The sequence below is a fragment of the Arthrobacter sp. KN11-1C genome (assembly GCF_052180225.1).
Lineage (GTDB): Bacteria > Actinomycetota > Actinomycetes > Actinomycetales > Micrococcaceae > Arthrobacter.
Window position 1 is genome coordinate 4,453,222 of the sequence record NZ_CP197467.1, and the last position, 17,787, is coordinate 4,471,008.

The following is a 17,787-nucleotide window of genomic DNA, read 5'->3' on the forward strand; positions in this document are numbered from 1 at the left end:
CCAGCCACCCCCTGCCCGCACCCTTTCCACAACACCCCCACCCGTGAAAACACGAGGAAAAAGGGGCATCCGTACTGAAGAACAAACAAGAAACAACCGGCCGCTATCTGCTGATATTCCACCCATGAGCACCCACCGCAGAACAGACGCCTGCGCAATGGGCTTTGCTTCCACACACCCCCCACCCACCATGCGGAAGGAGAAGGGCGATAATGGTGCTCCTTAGAAAGGAGGTGATCCAGCCGCACCTTCCGGTACGGCTACCTTGTTACGACTTAGTCCCAATCGCCGGTCCCACCTTCGACGGCTCCCCCCACAAGGGTTAGGCCACCGGCTTCGGGTGTTACCAACTTTCGTGACTTGACGGGCGGTGTGTACAAGGCCCGGGAACGTATTCACCGCAGCGTTGCTGATCTGCGATTACTAGCGACTCCGACTTCATGGGGTCGAGTTGCAGACCCCAATCCGAACTGAGACCGGCTTTTTGGGATTAGCTCCACCTCACAGTATCGCAACCCTTTGTACCGGCCATTGTAGCATGCGTGAAGCCCAAGACATAAGGGGCATGATGATTTGACGTCGTCCCCACCTTCCTCCGAGTTGACCCCGGCAGTCTCCTATGAGTCCCCGGCCGAACCGCTGGCAACATAGAACGAGGGTTGCGCTCGTTGCGGGACTTAACCCAACATCTCACGACACGAGCTGACGACAACCATGCACCACCTGTAAACCGACCGCAAGCGGGGCACCTGTTTCCAGGCGTTACCGGTTCATGTCAAGCCTTGGTAAGGTTCTTCGCGTTGCATCGAATTAATCCGCATGCTCCGCCGCTTGTGCGGGCCCCCGTCAATTCCTTTGAGTTTTAGCCTTGCGGCCGTACTCCCCAGGCGGGGCACTTAATGCGTTAGCTACGGCGCGGAAAACGTGGAATGTCCCCCACACCTAGTGCCCAACGTTTACGGCATGGACTACCAGGGTATCTAATCCTGTTCGCTCCCCATGCTTTCGCTCCTCAGCGTCAGTTAATGCCCAGAGACCTGCCTTCGCCATCGGTGTTCCTCCTGATATCTGCGCATTTCACCGCTACACCAGGAATTCCAGTCTCCCCTACATCACTCTAGTCTGCCCGTACCCACTGCAGAACCGGAGTTGAGCCCCGGTCTTTCACAGCAGACGCGACAAACCGCCTACGAGCTCTTTACGCCCAATAATTCCGGATAACGCTTGCGCCCTACGTATTACCGCGGCTGCTGGCACGTAGTTAGCCGGCGCTTCTTCTGCAGGTACCGTCACTTTCGCTTCTTCCCTACTGAAAGAGGTTTACAACCCGAAGGCCGTCATCCCTCACGCGGCGTCGCTGCATCAGGCTTTCGCCCATTGTGCAATATTCCCCACTGCTGCCTCCCGTAGGAGTCTGGGCCGTGTCTCAGTCCCAGTGTGGCCGGTCACCCTCTCAGGCCGGCTACCCGTCGTCGCCTTGGTAGGCCATTACCCCACCAACAAGCTGATAGGCCGCGAGTCCATCCAAAACCGCAAAAGCTTTCCACCACCATGACATGCGTCAGATGGTCGTATCCGGTATTAGACCCAGTTTCCCAGGCTTATCCCAGAGTCAAGGGCAGGTTACTCACGTGTTACTCACCCGTTCGCCACTAATCCCCCCAGCAAGCTGGAGATCATCGTTCGACTTGCATGTGTTAAGCACGCCGCCAGCGTTCATCCTGAGCCAGGATCAAACTCTCCGTTGAAGTAAAACAAAAACAGACACAACCACAACCACCGGAAATAACGGACGGCCGGGCTGCACAAAATTTGAAACCAGCTGTAAAAAACCAGCCCCGCGCCACGGAGGTGACACAGAACCAGCCAAAACAACCAATTCATAAAAAATAAATCGGTATCAACAAACTTGGCACACTATTGAGTTCTCAAACAACAGACACACCCGGCACCAACCACACCCACCAAAGGGCCCAGAATCGCTCCGGAGCAACTTCCCAAACTTACCAGACACGCTCCCCCGCCACAACTCCCGAAACCAGGAACCACACCAGACAAACACCATCCACGACCCCCGGAAACCACACCGGAACGCAACAAAGCGAACCAAGAAATTGGCTTCCAATTGGAAAGGGAGTCCGTCGCAACTTTTCCGCATCAGCGGCGGCGACTCGATCTACTCTACACACCCCCAAACCCCGAGGCAAATCACCCCCGCATCACCATCCCGCACGTCAAAACCCGCTACAACACGCGGAATTCGGCCCCAAACACCACCGGTATGAACGCCGCCCGGGGCGCAATCCATAAACATGCCGTGCGTCACAATCAACCCGCCGCACCAGCAAGCAAGCAAGCAAACAGGCAAGGCAAGCGAGCAAGCGGACTAGTGCCCGGCTGCTCCCTCGGTCTTGCGCATCATGGTGGACAGCACGACGGCAACCACCGCAATCAACGTGGCTGTAAGGAACGCGGCCTGCATCCCGGCAACAAAGCCGGACGCAGCCGAAACCACGGCGAAGATCGAAACCAGGAGCGCGGTCCCTGCGGCTCCCGCCACCTGCTGCAGCGTGCTCATGATGGCCGAGCCGTGCGAATAGAGGTGGGGCGGGAGCGGGTTGAGGCCAGTTGTGAACGCCGGGGTGAACAGCAAAGCCAAGCCGAGGCTAAGTACTGCGTAAAGGACCACGACCCACCACAGGGGGCTGCTTGCGGTGAGCATCGAGAACTGCCACAGCGTGAGTACCAACAGGACGGAACCCGTCACGGTCAGTGGGAGCGGTCCGATCTTGTCGAACAACCTGCCGACCACCGGACCGAGCAGGCCCATCGCCAAGCCGCCGGGAAGGAGTGCCAGGCCGGTCTCCATCGGCTGCAGGTGGAGGACGTTCTGCAGGTAGAGCGGCAGCAGGATCACTCCGCCGAACAGGGCCATCATGGCAACCACCATGAGCAGCACCGAGACCGTGAACATGCGGAAGTTGAATGCCCTGAGGTCCAGCAAGGGCGCGTCGGACTTCTGCAACTTGAGTTGGCGGAAAACGAACGCCACCATGCACAGGACACCGATCACGAGCGCAGCGATCGGCAACGCAGTCGCTCCGGCGTGGCCGCCGATCTGGCTCAGTCCGTAGACCAGCCCGCCGAAGGCAGGAACGGTCAGGACCACCGAGACGAAGTCAAGCTTCACACTGCCACGCTCGCCCACGTTCGTCAGGAACTTGGCACCGATGCCCATGGCCAACAGGGCCACCGGCAGCACGAAGACGAACATGAAGCGCCAGGAGAAATGGTCAAGGATGATCCCGGAAACCGTGGGGCCCAAGGCCGGCGCAACCGAAATCGCAATGGTCACGTTGCCCATCACCGCGCCGCGGCGGGACAAGGGCACCAAGGTCAAGATGGTTGTCATCAAGAGCGGGAGCATGATTGCCGTGCCGCTGGCTTGAACGATGCGCGCCAACAAGAGCACCCCAAACCCGGGGGCCAGAGCCGCGAGCAGGGTGCCGCTGCTGAACAGTCCGATGGCCAAGAGGAACGCAGCCCGAGTGGTGAGCCTCTGGAGGATGAAGCCGGTGGCGGGTATGACCACGGCCATGGTGAGCATGAATCCGGTGGAGAGCCACTGGACCGTGGGCGCGTCGACATTGAGGTCCGTCATGAGCCGCTGCAGGGCGACGTTCATGATGGTCTCGTTGAGGATCACTACGAACGTGGCCACAAGGAGCGTGACAATGACGGTGACAGACTCGCGCGACATCCTGTCGCTGGCGTGCTGTGTCCCCGTTTCCGGCACGGGGCTGCCGGACGCGTCTGATGTGACGTCGGTAGACATGAGGATTCCTCAGCTGTGGGTGCGGTGCTGTCCGGTGCTCGGCACCGGTGAAGATTGCAACAGTCTAAGCCTCAACCGCATTCCCGTCAGCAGCTTAATCCAAACGTTTGCGCGGAGTCACCCGGATGTTAAGTGTCAGGAACTCAGCGGCACGTTGTCGATCAACCGCACGGGCCCGACCTTCGCCGCAATGATCGCAAGCCCTTCACCCCGGAACGGAGTTTCCTTGCAGTTTTCCGCGAGCGGTTCCAGCGTGCGGGGATCGACGACGTCGAAATAGTCCAGCTTCACGAGGGGCTGCGATTCAACGAGCGCGACGGCGGTGTCCAGCTCGAGCGGCTCGTTCGCCAGGGCGCGGGACTCGAGAAGGCGGAGGGCACGGGACAACACCAAGGCGGCTTCCCGCTCTTCCTCGGAAAGGAAACGGTTCCGGCTGGAAAGGGCCAGTCCTTCTGCGTTACGCACAGTAGGGACGGCAACGATGTCCACCGGGAAGCTGAGATCGGCCACCATCCTTTTCACGAGGGCCAACTGCTGGGCATCCTTCTGGCCGAAGTACGCGCGGTACGCGGCAGCATCGCCGTCGGCGGCTGGACCGCCCGGCAGTCCGTAGTGCAGCAGTTTGGCGACCACCGTAAGGGCGCCGTCGAAGTGGCCGGGGCGCGAGGCGCCCTCCCATTTCTCGCCCAGCGGTCCAGAAGTGACCCGGACCAGCGGCTCCCCGCCGGGGTAGACCTCTTCCACGGAAGGGGCGAAGACGAGGTTCACGCCTTCGGCGTCGAGGAGCGCCATATCGGCATCGAGCGTGCGCGGGTAGCGTTCAAGGTCCACGGCATCGCCGAACTGCAGGGGGTTGACGAAGATGGAGGCCACCACCACGTCGTTCTGCTCGACGGCGGTGCGGGCCAGGGCTGCGTGACCGGTGTGCAGCGCACCCATTGTGGGGACGAGTCCTTGCGAGCTGCCGCGCTTTTCCGCGAGCAACCGCGCACTTTCGGCCCGCAGTTCCGCTGCGGTGGTGACGAGTTTGATGGCCATTCTCAGTTTCCTTCCTGCGTCCCGGCAGCGTCGTTGCCTGGACGGTCTTCACCGTTGTCCGGCGCACCTGGGCCGTCCAAAGCGTTGTTGATGTCGCCAAGCTGGCCCTCTTTGAGCAGTCCGCGATTGACCGCCCGGCGGGCCGTGGCCCGCGCCATGGCCCGGTACGCAGCAAGCACGTCGCCGCCGGCACCGCCGTCGTACTCCTCGAGGGCCTCGGCGTGGGCGGCGACGGTCCCCACATCCCCGCGGGCCACGGGCCCGGTCAGTGCGGACTCGCCTGAGGCCAGCGCGTTCTCCAAGGTGGCGCGGAGCAACGGGCCGAGCATGCGTTCCGGCGCGTCGACGCCGATGTCCCGAAGCAGTTGGGAGGACTGGGCCACGAGGGTGACCAGGTGGTTCGAGCTGTGCGCGAGGGCTGCGTGGTAGAGCGTGCGGTCGGCCTCGGCAATGGCCACCGGTTCGGCGCCCATCTCCACCACGAGGGCTTGGGCGATGGGCAACATCGCGGCGTCGGCGGTGACCCCGAAGGTGCAGTCCATGAGCCGCGTGAGGTCCAGGCTCATGCCCGTGAATGTCATGGCCGGGTGGAGGGCGAGCGGTATGGCACCTGCCGCGCGGACCGGCTTCAGTATTCCGACGCCGAAGCGGCCGGACGTGTGCGCCACGAGTTGCCCGGGCTGCCATGCTCCAAGCTTGGCCAGTCCGGCAACGAGTTCGGCGAGGGCGTCGTCCGGGACGGCAAGGAGCACCAACTCGGACCGCTCCACGATTTCCTGGATTTCAAGGATCGGGACCCCCGGCAGCAACGTCTCCGCCCGCTCCCGGCTCGCCTCCGACACGGCGGAAACCCCGACGACGGCGTGCTCGGCCCCGCGCAGGGCCGCACCCAAGACGGCACCCACCTTGCCGGCGCCGATGATTCCTACGCCGAGTCGTCCTGGCCTAGCCATGGTCTGGTTCCTCCTGGGTCGATGCATGCTGGATGGCGTGCGTGCTTGGCGGGGCTGGCAGCGCCGCAGGCGGCAGCTGTGCGAGCCATTGTTCGCTGCTCTGCAGTTTGCGGGCTTTCCCGGCCCGGGCGGCCTGCTGGTCGAATACGCCGACCGCCTCCTCTGTGGCTGCCTGGATGAGCCGCGGCGCCACAGGCCCTGGAGTCGTATGCAACACGAGGTCGGCCACGCCGAAGAGCCGGGCCAACGGACCTTGGTGGAGGGCGATGGACTGGGTCCGTTGATGCGGGACCACCACCAACTTCCGCCACAAACGGCCGGAGCGCAGCAACAGGGCGGTCTCCGTTGACAGGAAGCCGTTGCGTCGCCAGCCCAACGGGGAAAGAATCCAGGCGCGCCTGGGGGTAGTGACAAATCCGGCGTCGGAGTCCAGGCCGGTCAGCCCGGCCGTGAACACGCGCTCGGGGTCTGCGGTACCGGGATCGGGCAGGACGAGCGAGAGCATCATCATCACCTCGGGCTTCCGCCCGACTGGAAGCAACATAGTGCGGTGCTCCCCTTCGCTACGGCGATGTTCGCCGTAGCCCGCGACGTTCACGTGGATCCGGTACCAGCCGAGAATGCGCCACAACGGCGGCTGCGTGACCTTGAGGGCCTGGATGCGGCCGGGGGGCACGGTCTGGGCCCGGGTGTCCAGGAGCCCGTAGCGCAGGCGGATGCCGTCCGGGGATATTGCCGCGGTGAAGTTGTAGCCCGTGTTGAACGAGCGCCAGTAGGCGGTACCCAAGCCGAGGATTGCTGGAATCAAGTAAAGGATGAAGGCCCGGGACTCGGTCAGCACTGACAACAGCACCGACGCGATGGCGCTGAGCACAATGAAGAAACTCTGCTCGCTCAGGATCAGCGAGCCGACAAGCCTTCCAGGCGGAAGGTAGAGCACCACCTGTTCGGGTGCCTCGGGCACCTCGACTGTTTCGCTCCCGTCAGCAATGCCGGCAGCTCGGCCAAGGATAGTGGCGCGGAGCTGTTTGGCCTGCGCGAGCCTGAGGTAAGAAAGCCGCACTGCCGAATGGCCGGCGTCGGCCACCTCGAACTTCAGCTCCGCGAGCCCGAAAATGCGGGCGAGCAGCGGCTGCACGATGTCGATGGCCTGAACGCGGTCAAGCCGCGCCTGGCGCTGCTGCTTGAAGAGGAAACCGGTGTTGACCCGGACGTAACCCTCGGCGAGCTGATACCGGGTAAAATACCAGCTGAGAAGGAATGAGCCCAAGGCCAGCAACAGCACGACGCCGCCTCCGGCCAGGAGCCAGAGCGTGCGTTCGTTGAAGTTGTCGCCAATGGTCCCGCGGCCTTGGAGGGCCCGCTCGAAGGTATCGCGGCCGAAGAAATAGACGATCGCCGCCAGCGCCACCCATCCCCGCACGAAGGGCGACGCCGGGTGCACGCGGTGCCAATCGCCGTCGACGACGGTCTGTTCCTGGGTCACAGCCCGGCCAGCCTCGCTTCGCCGCGGGCCGAGAGCTGCTCGCGCAGCCGTGCGCCTTCAGCAGCGGGAAGCCCGGGAAGGTGGGCGTTGGTTCCGGCGGAAGCGGTGTGGAGTTTGAGGGTGCACAGCCCCAAGAGCCGCTCGACAGGCCCAACCGCGACATCGACGTACTGCATCCGGCCGTAGGGAACCACCATAGTCCGCTGGAAGAAGATGCCGCGGCGGATCAACAGGTCGTCGTCGCGTTCCGCATAGCCGATGGCCTTCACTTGCCTCGGGATCAACACGAGCCGCCACAGGGCGAGCAACAAAAGGGCCGCGGGAACGGCGATGGCAAGCCACAGCGGCGGCCACTTCCACCATCCCAGTTCCACGAAAAGCAAGGGCAGGCTGAACAGGCCGATGGTGATTACGTTGCCGATGGCCCACTCGACAAGCCGCACCGTGACGTATTTAGGCGAAACCCGCAACCACTGGACCCCGGGAGGATCAATCGCCACGGTACGCATATTCGCCTTCGCCCTTGGCCTCGCGACGCCGTGAATCCCGGATGCCGGGGCCGCCTTCCAGGTCCTCGGGCGGGATCCGGCAGAACCGCTCCACCACGAGCCCGACGATGGTCATGATGAGGCCTCCGCCGCCCATGATGAGCGCGAGCCAGAAGATTCCCTGGTCACTGCGGAGGCTCCACAGCCGGAGCTGCTCAATCATGATTCCCACGTGCCAGCCGAGCAGTACGGTGCCCGCATAGGCGCAGGCCTGGGCCAGGATCAGGGTTCGCGCGGCCAGGATGGGGTTGAGCATGGTCTTCTTCTTGCCGTTGCGCCAGCGCAGGACACGGATGCCCATGATCAACGTCAGCACGGCAATGACACCCATGGTCACCAACGCGGAAGGTGGAAGCACCGGCGTCGCCATGCTGTAACGCGTGGTGAGCACGGTAGCCAGCCAGCCAATTGCGGCGAGAACGACGGCGATGATCGCCAACAAGAGCGGACGCATGGCCTTCATGGACTATTCCACCGCTCCTGCGGCAGCGACGCTGCCGGATCCGTCGAAACCGTCGAACGGCCGGAGGCCTGGAAAGTCCTCGGCTTTGGCGGCCAGCTCGGCGACGCTCTCACCGTTGAGCCGCGCCGCAGGGTCCAGGAGCGCCCACGGATGGAGCACGAAGGCGCGCTCGGCGGCCCGCGGGTGCGGCAGGGTCAAGGTTTCGTCGTCGCTGGTGAGTTCGCCGTAGACGATGATGTCCACGTCCAAAGTGCGGGGGCCCCAGCGGACCTCGCGGACCCGGTGGTGCGCTTGTTCGACGTCGTGGCAGTGTTGCAACAGTTCCAGCGGCGCAAGGGTCGTCTCAATGGCGATCACCATGTTGAGGAAATCCGGTTGCCCCACGGGTCCGCCGACGGCTTTGGTCTGCACGACGGGAGAGACCCCGAGCAGGCGGATTTCCGGGCGGTCAACGAGGTCGGCAACGGCGGTGGACAGGGTGTCGTTCCGCTCGCCCAGGTTGCTGCCGAGGGCCAGGATGGCTTTCGTGAATCGGGAGGTCATGCACGCTCCCTGTGGACACTCACGGTGACGTCACCGAAGGGCACTTCGATGGGTGCCTTGGGTTTGTGGACCGTGACATCGACGGCGGCAACGTTGAAGCCCGCCAGGATCCCCTCGGCGATCCGCACCGCGAGGGCCTCGATCAGGTTGAGTGGCTCGCCCGAAATGATCGACGTTATGTACTCGGCGACTTCGCCGTAGTGCGCCGTGAACTGCAGGTCATCTGTTTCCGCGGCCTTGCTGAAATCGGTATACAGCACCGCGTCGACGACGAACGGCTGGCCGTCCCGGCGCTCGAAGTCGAAGACGCCGTGATGCCCGACGGCGGTCACGCCGGTCAGTGTGATCTTGTCCAAACCGGTTCCTCCCCCTCTGTTCACCAATTTTAGTGTCTGATGCGTGCGGCGACCTTGACGGCGTCAAGGCTGGGGCCGACGTCGTGGACGCGCACGGCCCAAGCGCCGTTCGCGGCACTGATTGCGGTGATGGCAGCGGTGGCATGGTCCCGTTCCTCCGGCGCCGCCGCCTTGCCGGCAACGGTCAGGAGCGTCCCAAGGAAGCGTTTGCGTGAAGCTCCGATCAGGACCTTGTGGCCCAGTTCGTCCAGCTTGCCGATGTACTTGAGGAGTTGCCAGTTCTGGTCCTCGTCCTTGGAGAAGCCCAGGCCGGGATCCACAATGATTTGTTCCGCTGTGACGCCTGCCGCGTAGAGCTTGTCGCGGACGCCCTTGAGTTCCTCGATGACTTCCTCCACGACATTGCCGTAGTCGGCAAGGCTGTTCATGGTTTCGGCGTCGCCCCGGCGATGCGTCAAGACATAGGGCACCTTGGTGCGTGCGACGAGTTCGGCCATCTCAGGTTCGATGCTCAACCCGGAGACGTCGTTGATGATCGCGGCTCCGGCCTCCACAGCCGCGGCGGCCGTCGACGCGTGCGTCGTGTCGATGCTGACGAGCGCTCCGGCCTTCACGAGTGCCTGAATCACCGGCAAGACCCGGCGCTGCTCTTCTTCCGGCGAAACGGGCTCGGCGCCGGGACGGGTCGATTCGCCGCCGACGTCGATGATGTCCGCTCCGGCGTACAACATGCGCAAAGCGTGGGCGATGGCGGTGTCCGCCGTGGGGTGCTTGCCGCCGTCGCTGAATGAATCCGGCGTGACGTTCAGAATTCCCATGACAAGCGTGCGGTCGGCCGGCAGGTCCGCGAAACGGGCGGCTGGACGGGGTTTGCGGAGAATGGGCAGGGGGCTGGTCGCCGGGCCCGTTCCTGGTGCTGCTGCGAGGGAATCCATGGTCTTTGTTACCTTCCGAGTATGAGGCTCATGGCTTCGGCACGGGTGGCCGGGTCATGAAGTTGCCCGCGCACTGCGCTGGTGACGGTCTTGGCGCCGGGCTTGCGGATGCCACGCATGGACATGCACATGTGTTCGCATTCGACGACGACGATCGCGCCCCGGGGCTTGAGGTGGGTCACGAGCGCTTCGACGATCTGGGTGGTCAGGCGTTCCTGCACTTGGGGGCGTCGGGCATAAATGTCGACGAGACGGGCCAGCTTGCTCAGCCCCGTCACTTTGCCGTCGTGGGAAGGGATGTATCCAACGTGCGCGACGCCGTGGAACGGCACCAAATGGTGCTCGCACGTGGAATAGAACGGGATGTCCTTGACCAGCACGAGTTCCTCGTGGTCGAGGTCGAATGTCGTGGACAGGACGTCTTCGGGATCCTGGTGCAGGCCCGCGAAGACCTCGGCGTAAGCCTTGGCAACGCGCTTCGGCGTATCCAGCAATCCGCCACGGTCCGGGTCCTCGCCCACTGCGATGAGGATCTCCCGGACGGCCGCCTCGATGCGCGGGCGGTCGACCTTGTATGGGTGGTGGCCGTGGCCGTGGCCACCTGATTTCCCCTCGGAGGTGCCGCCAAAGTCATCACTGGCGGCACCGCTGAAGTCGTCGTCGTCGATGTGAGTCACAGCAGAAAGCTTAGCCTTGATGCGAAACGTCGGTGCCCGCGTCCGGTCCCTGGCCGGTAAATGACTCTTGGCTGCCGACTCCCTGCGGGTGCGGGGACTGAGCGTCCAAAGGCTCTTCGAGACGAGCGGCCTTGGCCTCCTCCTGTGCTTCGCGCTCCGCCTTCTCCGCACGGGATTCCACCGGCGGGATGGTCTGGACGGGACGGGACTCCTTGGAGAGCCACACCTCGCGGAAGTCACGCTTGCGGATGTCGCGGAAGATGTAGGCGATCTCCGCCTGGTTCAGCGTCTCGCGCTCAAGCAATTCGAGGGCCAACTGGTCCAGGACATCGCGGTTCTCGGTGAGGATGGCGTAGGCCTCGTCGTGGGCCTGGTCGATCAGGCGGCGAACTTCCTCGTCGACGATGTACGCGACCGAGTCGGAGTAGTTGCGTTCCTGCGCCATGTCCCGGCCAAGGAAAGGCTCGCCGCCACCGGCGCCAAGCTTCACGGCGCCGATGCGCTCGCTCATGCCAAACTGGGTGACCATCTTGCGGGCCGTTCCAGTGGCCTTCTCGATATCGTTCGAAGCGCCCGTCGAGGGGTCGTGGAAGACGATTTCCTCCGCAACGCGCCCACCCATGGCATACGCCATCTGGTCCAGGAGTTCATTGCGCGTGATCGAGTACTTGTCGTCCTCCGGGACAACCATCGTGTAGCCGAGGGCGCGGCCTCGGGGCAGGATGGTGATCTTCGTGACAGGGGCGGAATTGCGAAGGGCCGCCGCCACCAGGGCGTGGCCGCCCTCGTGGTAGGCGGTGATCTTCCGTTCCATTTCCTTCATGACGCGGCTACGCTTCTGCGGGCCGGCCATGACGCGGTCGATTGCCTCGTCCAGCGCGCGGTCGTCAATCAGGTTGGCATTGGACCTGGCAGTCAGGAGGGCGGCCTCGTTCAGCACGTTGGCAAGGTCGGCACCCGTGTAGCCCGGGGTCTTCTTCGCGACGCCCTTGAGGTCGACGCCGTGGGCCATCGGCTTGCCCTTGGCGTGGACGTTCAGGATCTGCTCGCGACCAATCAAGTCCGGTGCTTCGACGGTGATCTGGCGGTCGAAACGGCCCGGACGGAGCAGGGCAGGGTCCAGGACGTCCGGACGGTTGGTTGCCGCGATCAGGATGACGTTGGTCTTGACGTCGAAGCCGTCCATTTCGACCAGGAGCTGGTTGAGGGTCTGTTCGCGCTCGTCATTGCCGCCGCCGATGCCAGCGCCGCGGTGACGCCCGACGGCGTCGATCTCGTCAACGAAAATGATGGCGGGCGCGTTGGCTTTGGCTTGCTCGAAGAGGTCGCGGACACGGGAAGCACCGACGCCTACGAACATTTCAACGAAGTCCGAGCCGGAGATGGAGAAGAACGGGACGCCAGCCTCGCCTGCGACGGCGCGGGCCAGGAGGGTCTTGCCGGTGCCCGGAGGGCCGTAGAGCAGCACGCCCTTCGGGATCTTGGCGCCAACGGCCTGGAACTTTGCCGGCTCTGCGAGGAATTCCTTGATCTCCTGAAGTTCCTCGACGGCTTCGTCCGCACCGGCCACATCCGAGAAGGTGACTTGCGGCATGTCCTTGTTGACCAACTTGGCCTTCGACTTGCCGAACTGCATCACCTTGGAGCCGCCGCCTTGCATGCGCGAGAGCAGGAACCAGAAAAGCACACCCAGCAGGAGCACGGGGACGAGGAGCGAGAACAGTCCGGAGAACCAGTTGTTCTCGACGGGCTGGTCCGTGAAGCCGCCGGATGGCTGGGCATTGGTGACGGCCTTGACGACGTCCCCGGCCCGCGCCGTGACATAGAAGAACTGGACGTTCTTGCCCTTGTCCTGGCCATCGATGACGAGGTTGTCTTTCAGCGTCAGGTCAACGCGGTTCTCGGCATCGTAGATCTTGGCCTGGTCCACCTTGCCGCTCTGGGCGAGGATCGCGAGGCCCTTATCGGTGTCGATTCGGGTGGATCCGCCGGGGGCAAGGGTTGCAAATGCCACCAGGAGCAAGCCGACTACGACAACAATCCAGATGCCCGGGCCCTTGAAGAAACTCTTAGCTTTCATCTGTTCGGGGGCTCCGCCCCGTCCCTCCTGGTAGTGCTGCACGGCACAGCTTCTGCGCGCGTGTGGTGCTGCGTCAGTTTCTAGCTTTACACCGTTCGGAGTGATTCACGCACAGTAAGAGGCAAAAGTTCCCTCTAGGCGTACATCAACAAGGAATTCCGGAAGCTCGCGGGAGAAATCCATGGTTCTTTCAGGATCCCCCGACGCGACTGCACACACAGCGAAGCGGCCTCCCGAACAGGAGGCCGCTTTCGTTCCGCGAACAATACGCGGTGGTTCGCTGCGGGAAGAGTTACTCGTATACGTGCGGTGCGAGGGTTCCCACAAAGTCCAGATTGCGGTACTTCTCGGCGTAATCCAGTCCATAGCCGACGACGAATTCGTTGGGGATGTCATAGCCGACGTATTTGACGTCGATCTGCACCTTGGCGGCCGTGGGCTTGCGGAACGCGGTGCAGATTTCCACGGAAGCGGTGCCCCGCGATTCGAGGTTGGTCTTGAGCCAGGAGAGGGTCAGGCCTGAATCGATGATGTCTTCGACAATCAGGACATCCTTGCCCATGAGGTCGGTATCAAGGTCCTTGAGGATGCGCACGACGCCGGAGGACTGGGTCCCGGAGCCGTAGGAAGACACCGCCATCCAGTCCATGCTGACGTGGCTGTGCAGCGCACGCGCGAGGTCTGCCATGACCATGACGGCGCCCTTGAGCACGCCGACGATCAGCAGCTCACGGCCCTCGTAGTCCTTGTCAATCTGTGCAGCAAGTTCGGCGATCCGTTGCTGGATCTGCTCCTTGGTGTAGAGAACGTGTTTGAGGTCTGCCTGGACGTCGTTTGAATCCACCAATGGCTCCTGTGTTGATGCGTGGGTGCGGCTACTGTTGGGGCGATCTTTGATGCCGGAATACTAGCTTCCCACAGCCGCCGCCTTCGCGGGGAACGGCAGTTCCCTGCGCTGGTGCCTCCCGCCCCAATTCGCTGAGGGATACACGGTAGACGCTGACGCTCCCGGGAAGCTGCACGGGTCCCGCCGATCCTTGCCGGCGCAGCAACGCTTCGGCTGCCTGGAGCCGCCCGTAGCCGGGCTGTTGGCCCCCGACGTCGGCGGCTGCCTTGGCGATCACCCGGAACCTCAGCGCGGGGGACAACTCCCTCAAGGCGCCTTCGGGGAGCCAGACGCCGTCGTCGCTCCGGTTCACCAGTCCCGCATAACTCTCCGCGGCAAGCTGCTCCAGGAAATCAGCATCCTGTTGGAGGATCGCGGCTGTGCGGGCGAGCGATTCGGCAACGCCGGGCCCCAGCTTGTCCTCAAGCACGGGCATCACCTCCACCCGGGTGCGCGAGCGGGCGAAGGCAGGGTCCGCGTTGCTGGGATCGTGCCAGGTTTCGAGTTCCTCGACCTCGCAGATTTCGAGCGTTTCTGCTCGGCGCAGGCCAAGGAAAGGACGAATGAGCTTGCCACGTGCCGGACGCATCCCGGCGAGGGAGCGGGTTCCCGAGCCTCGCGCCAGGCCCAGCAGGACCTGTTCGGCTTGGTCGTCCAGAGTGTGCCCGAGCAGGATTGCTCCACAATCGAGTTCGGCGGCCGCCGCTTCGAGGGCCTCATGCCGGGCATCGCGGGCCGCCGCCTCGGGCCCGAACCCGGTAGCGGCCACTTCCACGGTCCGCAGCTGGACAGGCGAGAGGCCCAGCCCCTCCAGGATCGCCACGGTTCGTGCCGCGACCTCGCCCGAGCCTTCTTGCAGCTGATGGTCAACCACGACGGCGGCAACGCTCACGGGGTGGCCGTGCACGTGGCCCCGACGGGCAAAGTAGGCCGCCACCGAAGCAAGGGCCAAGGAATCCGGACCGCCGCTGCATGCGACGAGGATCCGCTCGGGATAGCCTGCGGATGCCAGCGCGTCCTGCACCATGTTCCGCGCCTTGCCGACGACAGGCGCCAAACGCCCGGGACGCCGTCGTCCGCTGCTTGGTTCGCTTCTACCGCTTGCCCCGGTGCCCGATGTGGTGCCTGCGGTCACAGCCCCATCCGCTCAAGCCACAGCTTGGAGTCGTGGATTTCGGCTTCGGTAGGCAGTTTTTCGGCAGATTCCCAGACCCGGTTCAGGCCCTCCATGCCGGCTACCGCAACCACTTCACGGACGAACTTGGCTCCGTCGCTGTACTGGCGCATCTTGGCATCCAGGCCGAGGATGTTGCGGATGAATTTCTCGATCATTCCGCGGTCCTTGCCCCGCGAACTGAAGCGCTGCCTAATGGTCTTCACCGAAGGGACAAGGGTGGAATCGACGGCGTCCATCACCACATTGGCGTGGCCTTCCAGCAAGCTCATGACTGCCGTGAGATGCGAGAGCGATGCCTTTTCCTCGGGGTTCTGGAGCAGGTCCAGGATGGCCCCGCGGCCTGGAGTGGCGCCGGCGGAGCGGTCGCGCAGGGACCGCGCGGCGGCCGTGGCACGGTCCATGATGGAGTCCACATTGCCGATCAGGTTGGCGCTGAGGCGCTCGATTTCCTCGAGCATGTGGGTCCGGAGCCAAGGCGCGGCAGCGAACTGCACCCGGTGGGTCTGCTCGTGAAGGCAAACCCAGAGCCGGAAATCGTCCGGATCAACGTTGAGCTCGCGCTCCACAGAGATGATGTTCGGAGCCACGAGCAAAAGCCGGCCGGCAGGCGGCGCTTTCGAGTCCGGGGCGAGGGCCGCGAAGGGATCGTATTGGCCCAAGACCTTGCTCGACAAGAAGGCGAGCACTGCCCCGAGCTGCGCGCCGGTAATGGCGCCGCTCGCGGCCGCCGCAGCCGGTGTCATCGCCGGGCCGCGGCGGGAATCCAGCATTTGCTGGAGTGCCGGCTGGAGCATCACGGCAAAACTCTGGGTATTGGCCTTCGCCCAGGACGCCCGGTCAACTACCAGGACATGGGAATCGCGGAGGTCGCGCGCGGCTTCCAAACCGGTGATGTCATGCACATGCGGTACCGAAATGTCCGCGCTGAAACGCAAGCTATCCACGGCTTTGCCGATTTGGGCCGGACTCAGCGGTGGACCGGGGGGAGCGAGCCGGGCAGCCGTGGAGGCGGCCAGCTCCCAGTTGATGAGGGACTGGGCTTGCTGCTGAGACTCCATATGAACCATAAGACCACAACAGGCTGAATCTGCGCCCTTAAGTTCGCTCAACGGCGAACGTCAGGCACCGACAAACGTCAGCCAGCCCGGCAACCACATGACGCGAGTGCCGTGGCGGACCTGTCCAGCGCGACCTTGTTCCCATCTGCGCCCGGCGTCAGCCCGTTGCCGATAAAGGAGAAGACCAGGAGACGGCCGTTCGCGTCCACGACGTAGCCGCTCAAAGCGATCACCGAATTCAAGGTGCCGGTCTTGGCCCGCACCAGCCCCGCCCCTTGGGAGGTGGTCGCATCCGTGTAGCGGTCGCCGAGCGTCCCGGTCAGTCCTGCTACCGGGAACCCTGCGAGGGCGGCACGGAGACGGGTGTCCGGTCCCGAGGTAATGGCCCGTACCACGTCTGCGAATTGCCGCGCCGACACCTGGTTGCCGAGGGCAAGGCCCGACACGTCTGCCAAGTGCATGGAGTCCGAGGCGACGCCCAGTTCCGCGAGCTGGGCGCCCACGGCCGCCGTCGCGCCGTCGTTGGATCCCGGCTTTCCCTCGGACAGCGCGGCCATCCGACCGAAAACCTCAGCGAGGTAGTTGTCCGACGTTTCCAGCATCAAGTCGACTTGCTCGCGGACGGTGGCAGACACGACGCTGGCGAGGACGTCCTGCTTTCCGGTGGGAGCTGCGGCGCGTTCCACACCGGGGACCACCGTGAAGCCAGCAGCGGCACCCGCGGCTTGCAGTTTCCCCGCGAAAGCCTGGGCGGCGGTGAGCGCGGCGTCCTGCGGACGCGGGCCGCTGGTTGCCCCCGGGCTTGTCCGGGCCGAGTTCAGGGCGAGCGGAAAGACCGGCGCCGTTTCCCCGGCAGCGACGTCGTCGAGGCTCCATGCCGGGTTCAAGGCAGGCCCGGTGAACAGTCCATCGTCCAACTGCACCGTGACCGGGCCCTTCACGCCGCGGTCCTGCAAAGCTTTTGCCGCATCCGATGCGAGGGTCTCCAAGCCGGCATGGCCGAGTACCGCATTGGCTTGGGACGGGCCGTCACCGAGCAGGACGTCGCCTCCAGCGCTCAGGATGATGGTCGACGGCGAAGGTCCCGCCAGGACCCGCGTGCTGAAGCGGGTCTCCGGGCCGATCGCCCGCAGCGCTGCGACTGCGGTGAGCAGCTTCATGTTGGACGCCGGCACGCGGTTCTTGGCGCCGTCGCGATCGTAAAGCGGGAGCCCGGTCAACGCATCCTCGACGACGCCGGTGAAGTCTCCCCCGCCGTCGGGGGTCAGGAGGGCGTTGAGCTGGTTCGTGACATCGGCCGGCAACGGGACCGGGGCGGAAGCGTCCAAGGGCGCAACAACCTGGGTGCGGCTCAGCTGCTTGGGGACCTGTTGCCAGTCCGGCACCTTGGGGCCGGGCGCACCGGCCGCCCCCGGAAAGCCGGGACCAACGAATCCGGCTGCGATCCCGAGTCCCATCGGCACGGCCAAGGCCGCGATAACCAAGGTCAACAAGACCAGTGGCAAAAAGTGGACGATGCCCTTCGACGCGGACTTCCTGGCCCTTGGCCCCCTGGGCCTAAGGATCGGAGTCTCCTGCTGTTCCGGAGCCTGCTTTTCAGCCCCCGCCTCGTCAACGCCCGTCATGCAGCCTTAGTCCTCAAAGTCTTGAATGTCCCCACCGTTTCAAGAAACTTGGGCCTCTCGCTATATCCTCAATAGTAGTCGGCGGCGTCGGCTGCTCTGTTGCCGCGCCCATGCCAATACCGCCAAG

General features: G+C 64.0%; 15 protein-coding genes and 1 rRNA gene. All 16 read right to left on the minus strand.

What is annotated here, in order from left to right:
* Positions 1-226: 226 nt before the first annotated feature.
* Positions 227-1,748, minus strand: a 16S ribosomal RNA gene (locus ACSBOX_RS20855).
* Positions 1,749-2,386: 638 nt separating this feature from the next.
* Entirely contained in the window at positions 2,387-3,835 is a 1,449-nt protein-coding gene (locus tag ACSBOX_RS20860; protein ID WP_442544165.1) for a DHA2 family efflux MFS transporter permease subunit, read from the minus strand.
* A 135-nt stretch (positions 3,836-3,970) separates the two neighbouring features.
* Positions 3,971-4,873 (minus strand): pantoate--beta-alanine ligase, encoded by a 903-nt coding sequence (gene panC, locus ACSBOX_RS20865; RefSeq protein ID WP_442544166.1) that lies wholly within the window; start codon positions 4,871-4,873, stop codon positions 3,971-3,973.
* A gap of 2 nt (positions 4,874-4,875) precedes the next feature.
* Positions 4,876-5,826, minus strand: coding sequence for a Rossmann-like and DUF2520 domain-containing protein (locus ACSBOX_RS20870; RefSeq protein ID WP_442544167.1), 951 nt, complete (start codon positions 5,824-5,826; stop codon positions 4,876-4,878).
* Complete coding sequence (locus tag ACSBOX_RS20875; RefSeq protein ID WP_442544168.1) at positions 5,819-7,312, minus strand: PH domain-containing protein; 1,494 nt, start codon at positions 7,310-7,312, stop codon at positions 5,819-5,821. The genes ACSBOX_RS20870 and ACSBOX_RS20875 overlap by 8 nt, the downstream gene beginning before the upstream one ends.
* A complete protein-coding gene (locus ACSBOX_RS20880) occupies positions 7,309-7,821 on the minus strand; it encodes a PH domain-containing protein (protein WP_442544169.1) in 513 nt (170 codons plus the stop codon). The genes ACSBOX_RS20875 and ACSBOX_RS20880 overlap by 4 nt, the downstream gene beginning before the upstream one ends.
* Positions 7,802-8,323 carry a DUF3180 domain-containing protein gene (locus ACSBOX_RS20885; RefSeq protein ID WP_442544170.1) on the minus strand — a complete coding sequence of 174 codons (522 nt, stop codon included), beginning with the start codon at positions 8,321-8,323 and terminating at the stop codon, positions 7,802-7,804. Before ACSBOX_RS20885 ends, ACSBOX_RS20880 begins: the two co-directional genes overlap by 20 nt.
* Before the next feature lie 3 nt (positions 8,324-8,326).
* Positions 8,327-8,866 carry a 2-amino-4-hydroxy-6-hydroxymethyldihydropteridine diphosphokinase gene (folK, locus tag ACSBOX_RS20890; protein WP_442544171.1) on the minus strand — a complete coding sequence of 180 codons (540 nt, stop codon included), beginning with the start codon at positions 8,864-8,866 and terminating at the stop codon, positions 8,327-8,329.
* Positions 8,863-9,222 carry a dihydroneopterin aldolase gene (gene folB, locus ACSBOX_RS20895; RefSeq protein ID WP_442544172.1) on the minus strand — a complete coding sequence of 120 codons (360 nt, stop codon included), beginning with the start codon at positions 9,220-9,222 and terminating at the stop codon, positions 8,863-8,865. Before folB ends, folK begins: the two co-directional genes overlap by 4 nt.
* A gap of 29 nt (positions 9,223-9,251) precedes the next feature.
* Positions 9,252-10,157: a dihydropteroate synthase gene (folP, locus tag ACSBOX_RS20900; protein WP_442544173.1), complete on the minus strand. Its 906-nt coding sequence runs from the start codon at positions 10,155-10,157 to the stop codon at positions 9,252-9,254.
* 8 nt (positions 10,158-10,165) lie between these two features.
* Positions 10,166-10,834, minus strand: coding sequence for a GTP cyclohydrolase I FolE (folE, locus tag ACSBOX_RS20905; RefSeq protein ID WP_442544174.1), 669 nt, complete (start codon positions 10,832-10,834; stop codon positions 10,166-10,168).
* A 10-nt stretch (positions 10,835-10,844) separates the two neighbouring features.
* Positions 10,845-12,914 carry an ATP-dependent zinc metalloprotease FtsH gene (gene ftsH / locus ACSBOX_RS20910; RefSeq protein ID WP_442544175.1) on the minus strand — a complete coding sequence of 690 codons (2,070 nt, stop codon included), beginning with the start codon at positions 12,912-12,914 and terminating at the stop codon, positions 10,845-10,847.
* Positions 12,915-13,206: 292 nt separating this feature from the next.
* Positions 13,207-13,758, minus strand: a complete 552-nt coding sequence (gene hpt / locus ACSBOX_RS20915; protein ID WP_442544176.1) for a hypoxanthine phosphoribosyltransferase — start codon at positions 13,756-13,758, stop codon at positions 13,207-13,209.
* Between the two features lie 31 nt (positions 13,759-13,789).
* Complete coding sequence (gene tilS / locus ACSBOX_RS20920) at positions 13,790-14,827, minus strand: tRNA lysidine(34) synthetase TilS (protein ID WP_442544177.1); 1,038 nt, start codon at positions 14,825-14,827, stop codon at positions 13,790-13,792.
* 104 nt (positions 14,828-14,931) lie between these two features.
* The gene (locus tag ACSBOX_RS20925; RefSeq protein ID WP_442544178.1) at positions 14,932-16,035 is read right to left on the minus strand and encodes a zinc-dependent metalloprotease; all 1,104 of its coding nucleotides are present in this window, start codon (positions 16,033-16,035) and stop codon (positions 14,932-14,934) included.
* Positions 16,036-16,112: 77 nt separating this feature from the next.
* Entirely contained in the window at positions 16,113-17,660 is a 1,548-nt protein-coding gene (dacB, locus tag ACSBOX_RS20930) for a D-alanyl-D-alanine carboxypeptidase/D-alanyl-D-alanine endopeptidase (protein ID WP_442544179.1), read from the minus strand.
* Positions 17,661-17,787: the final 127 nt, after the last annotated feature.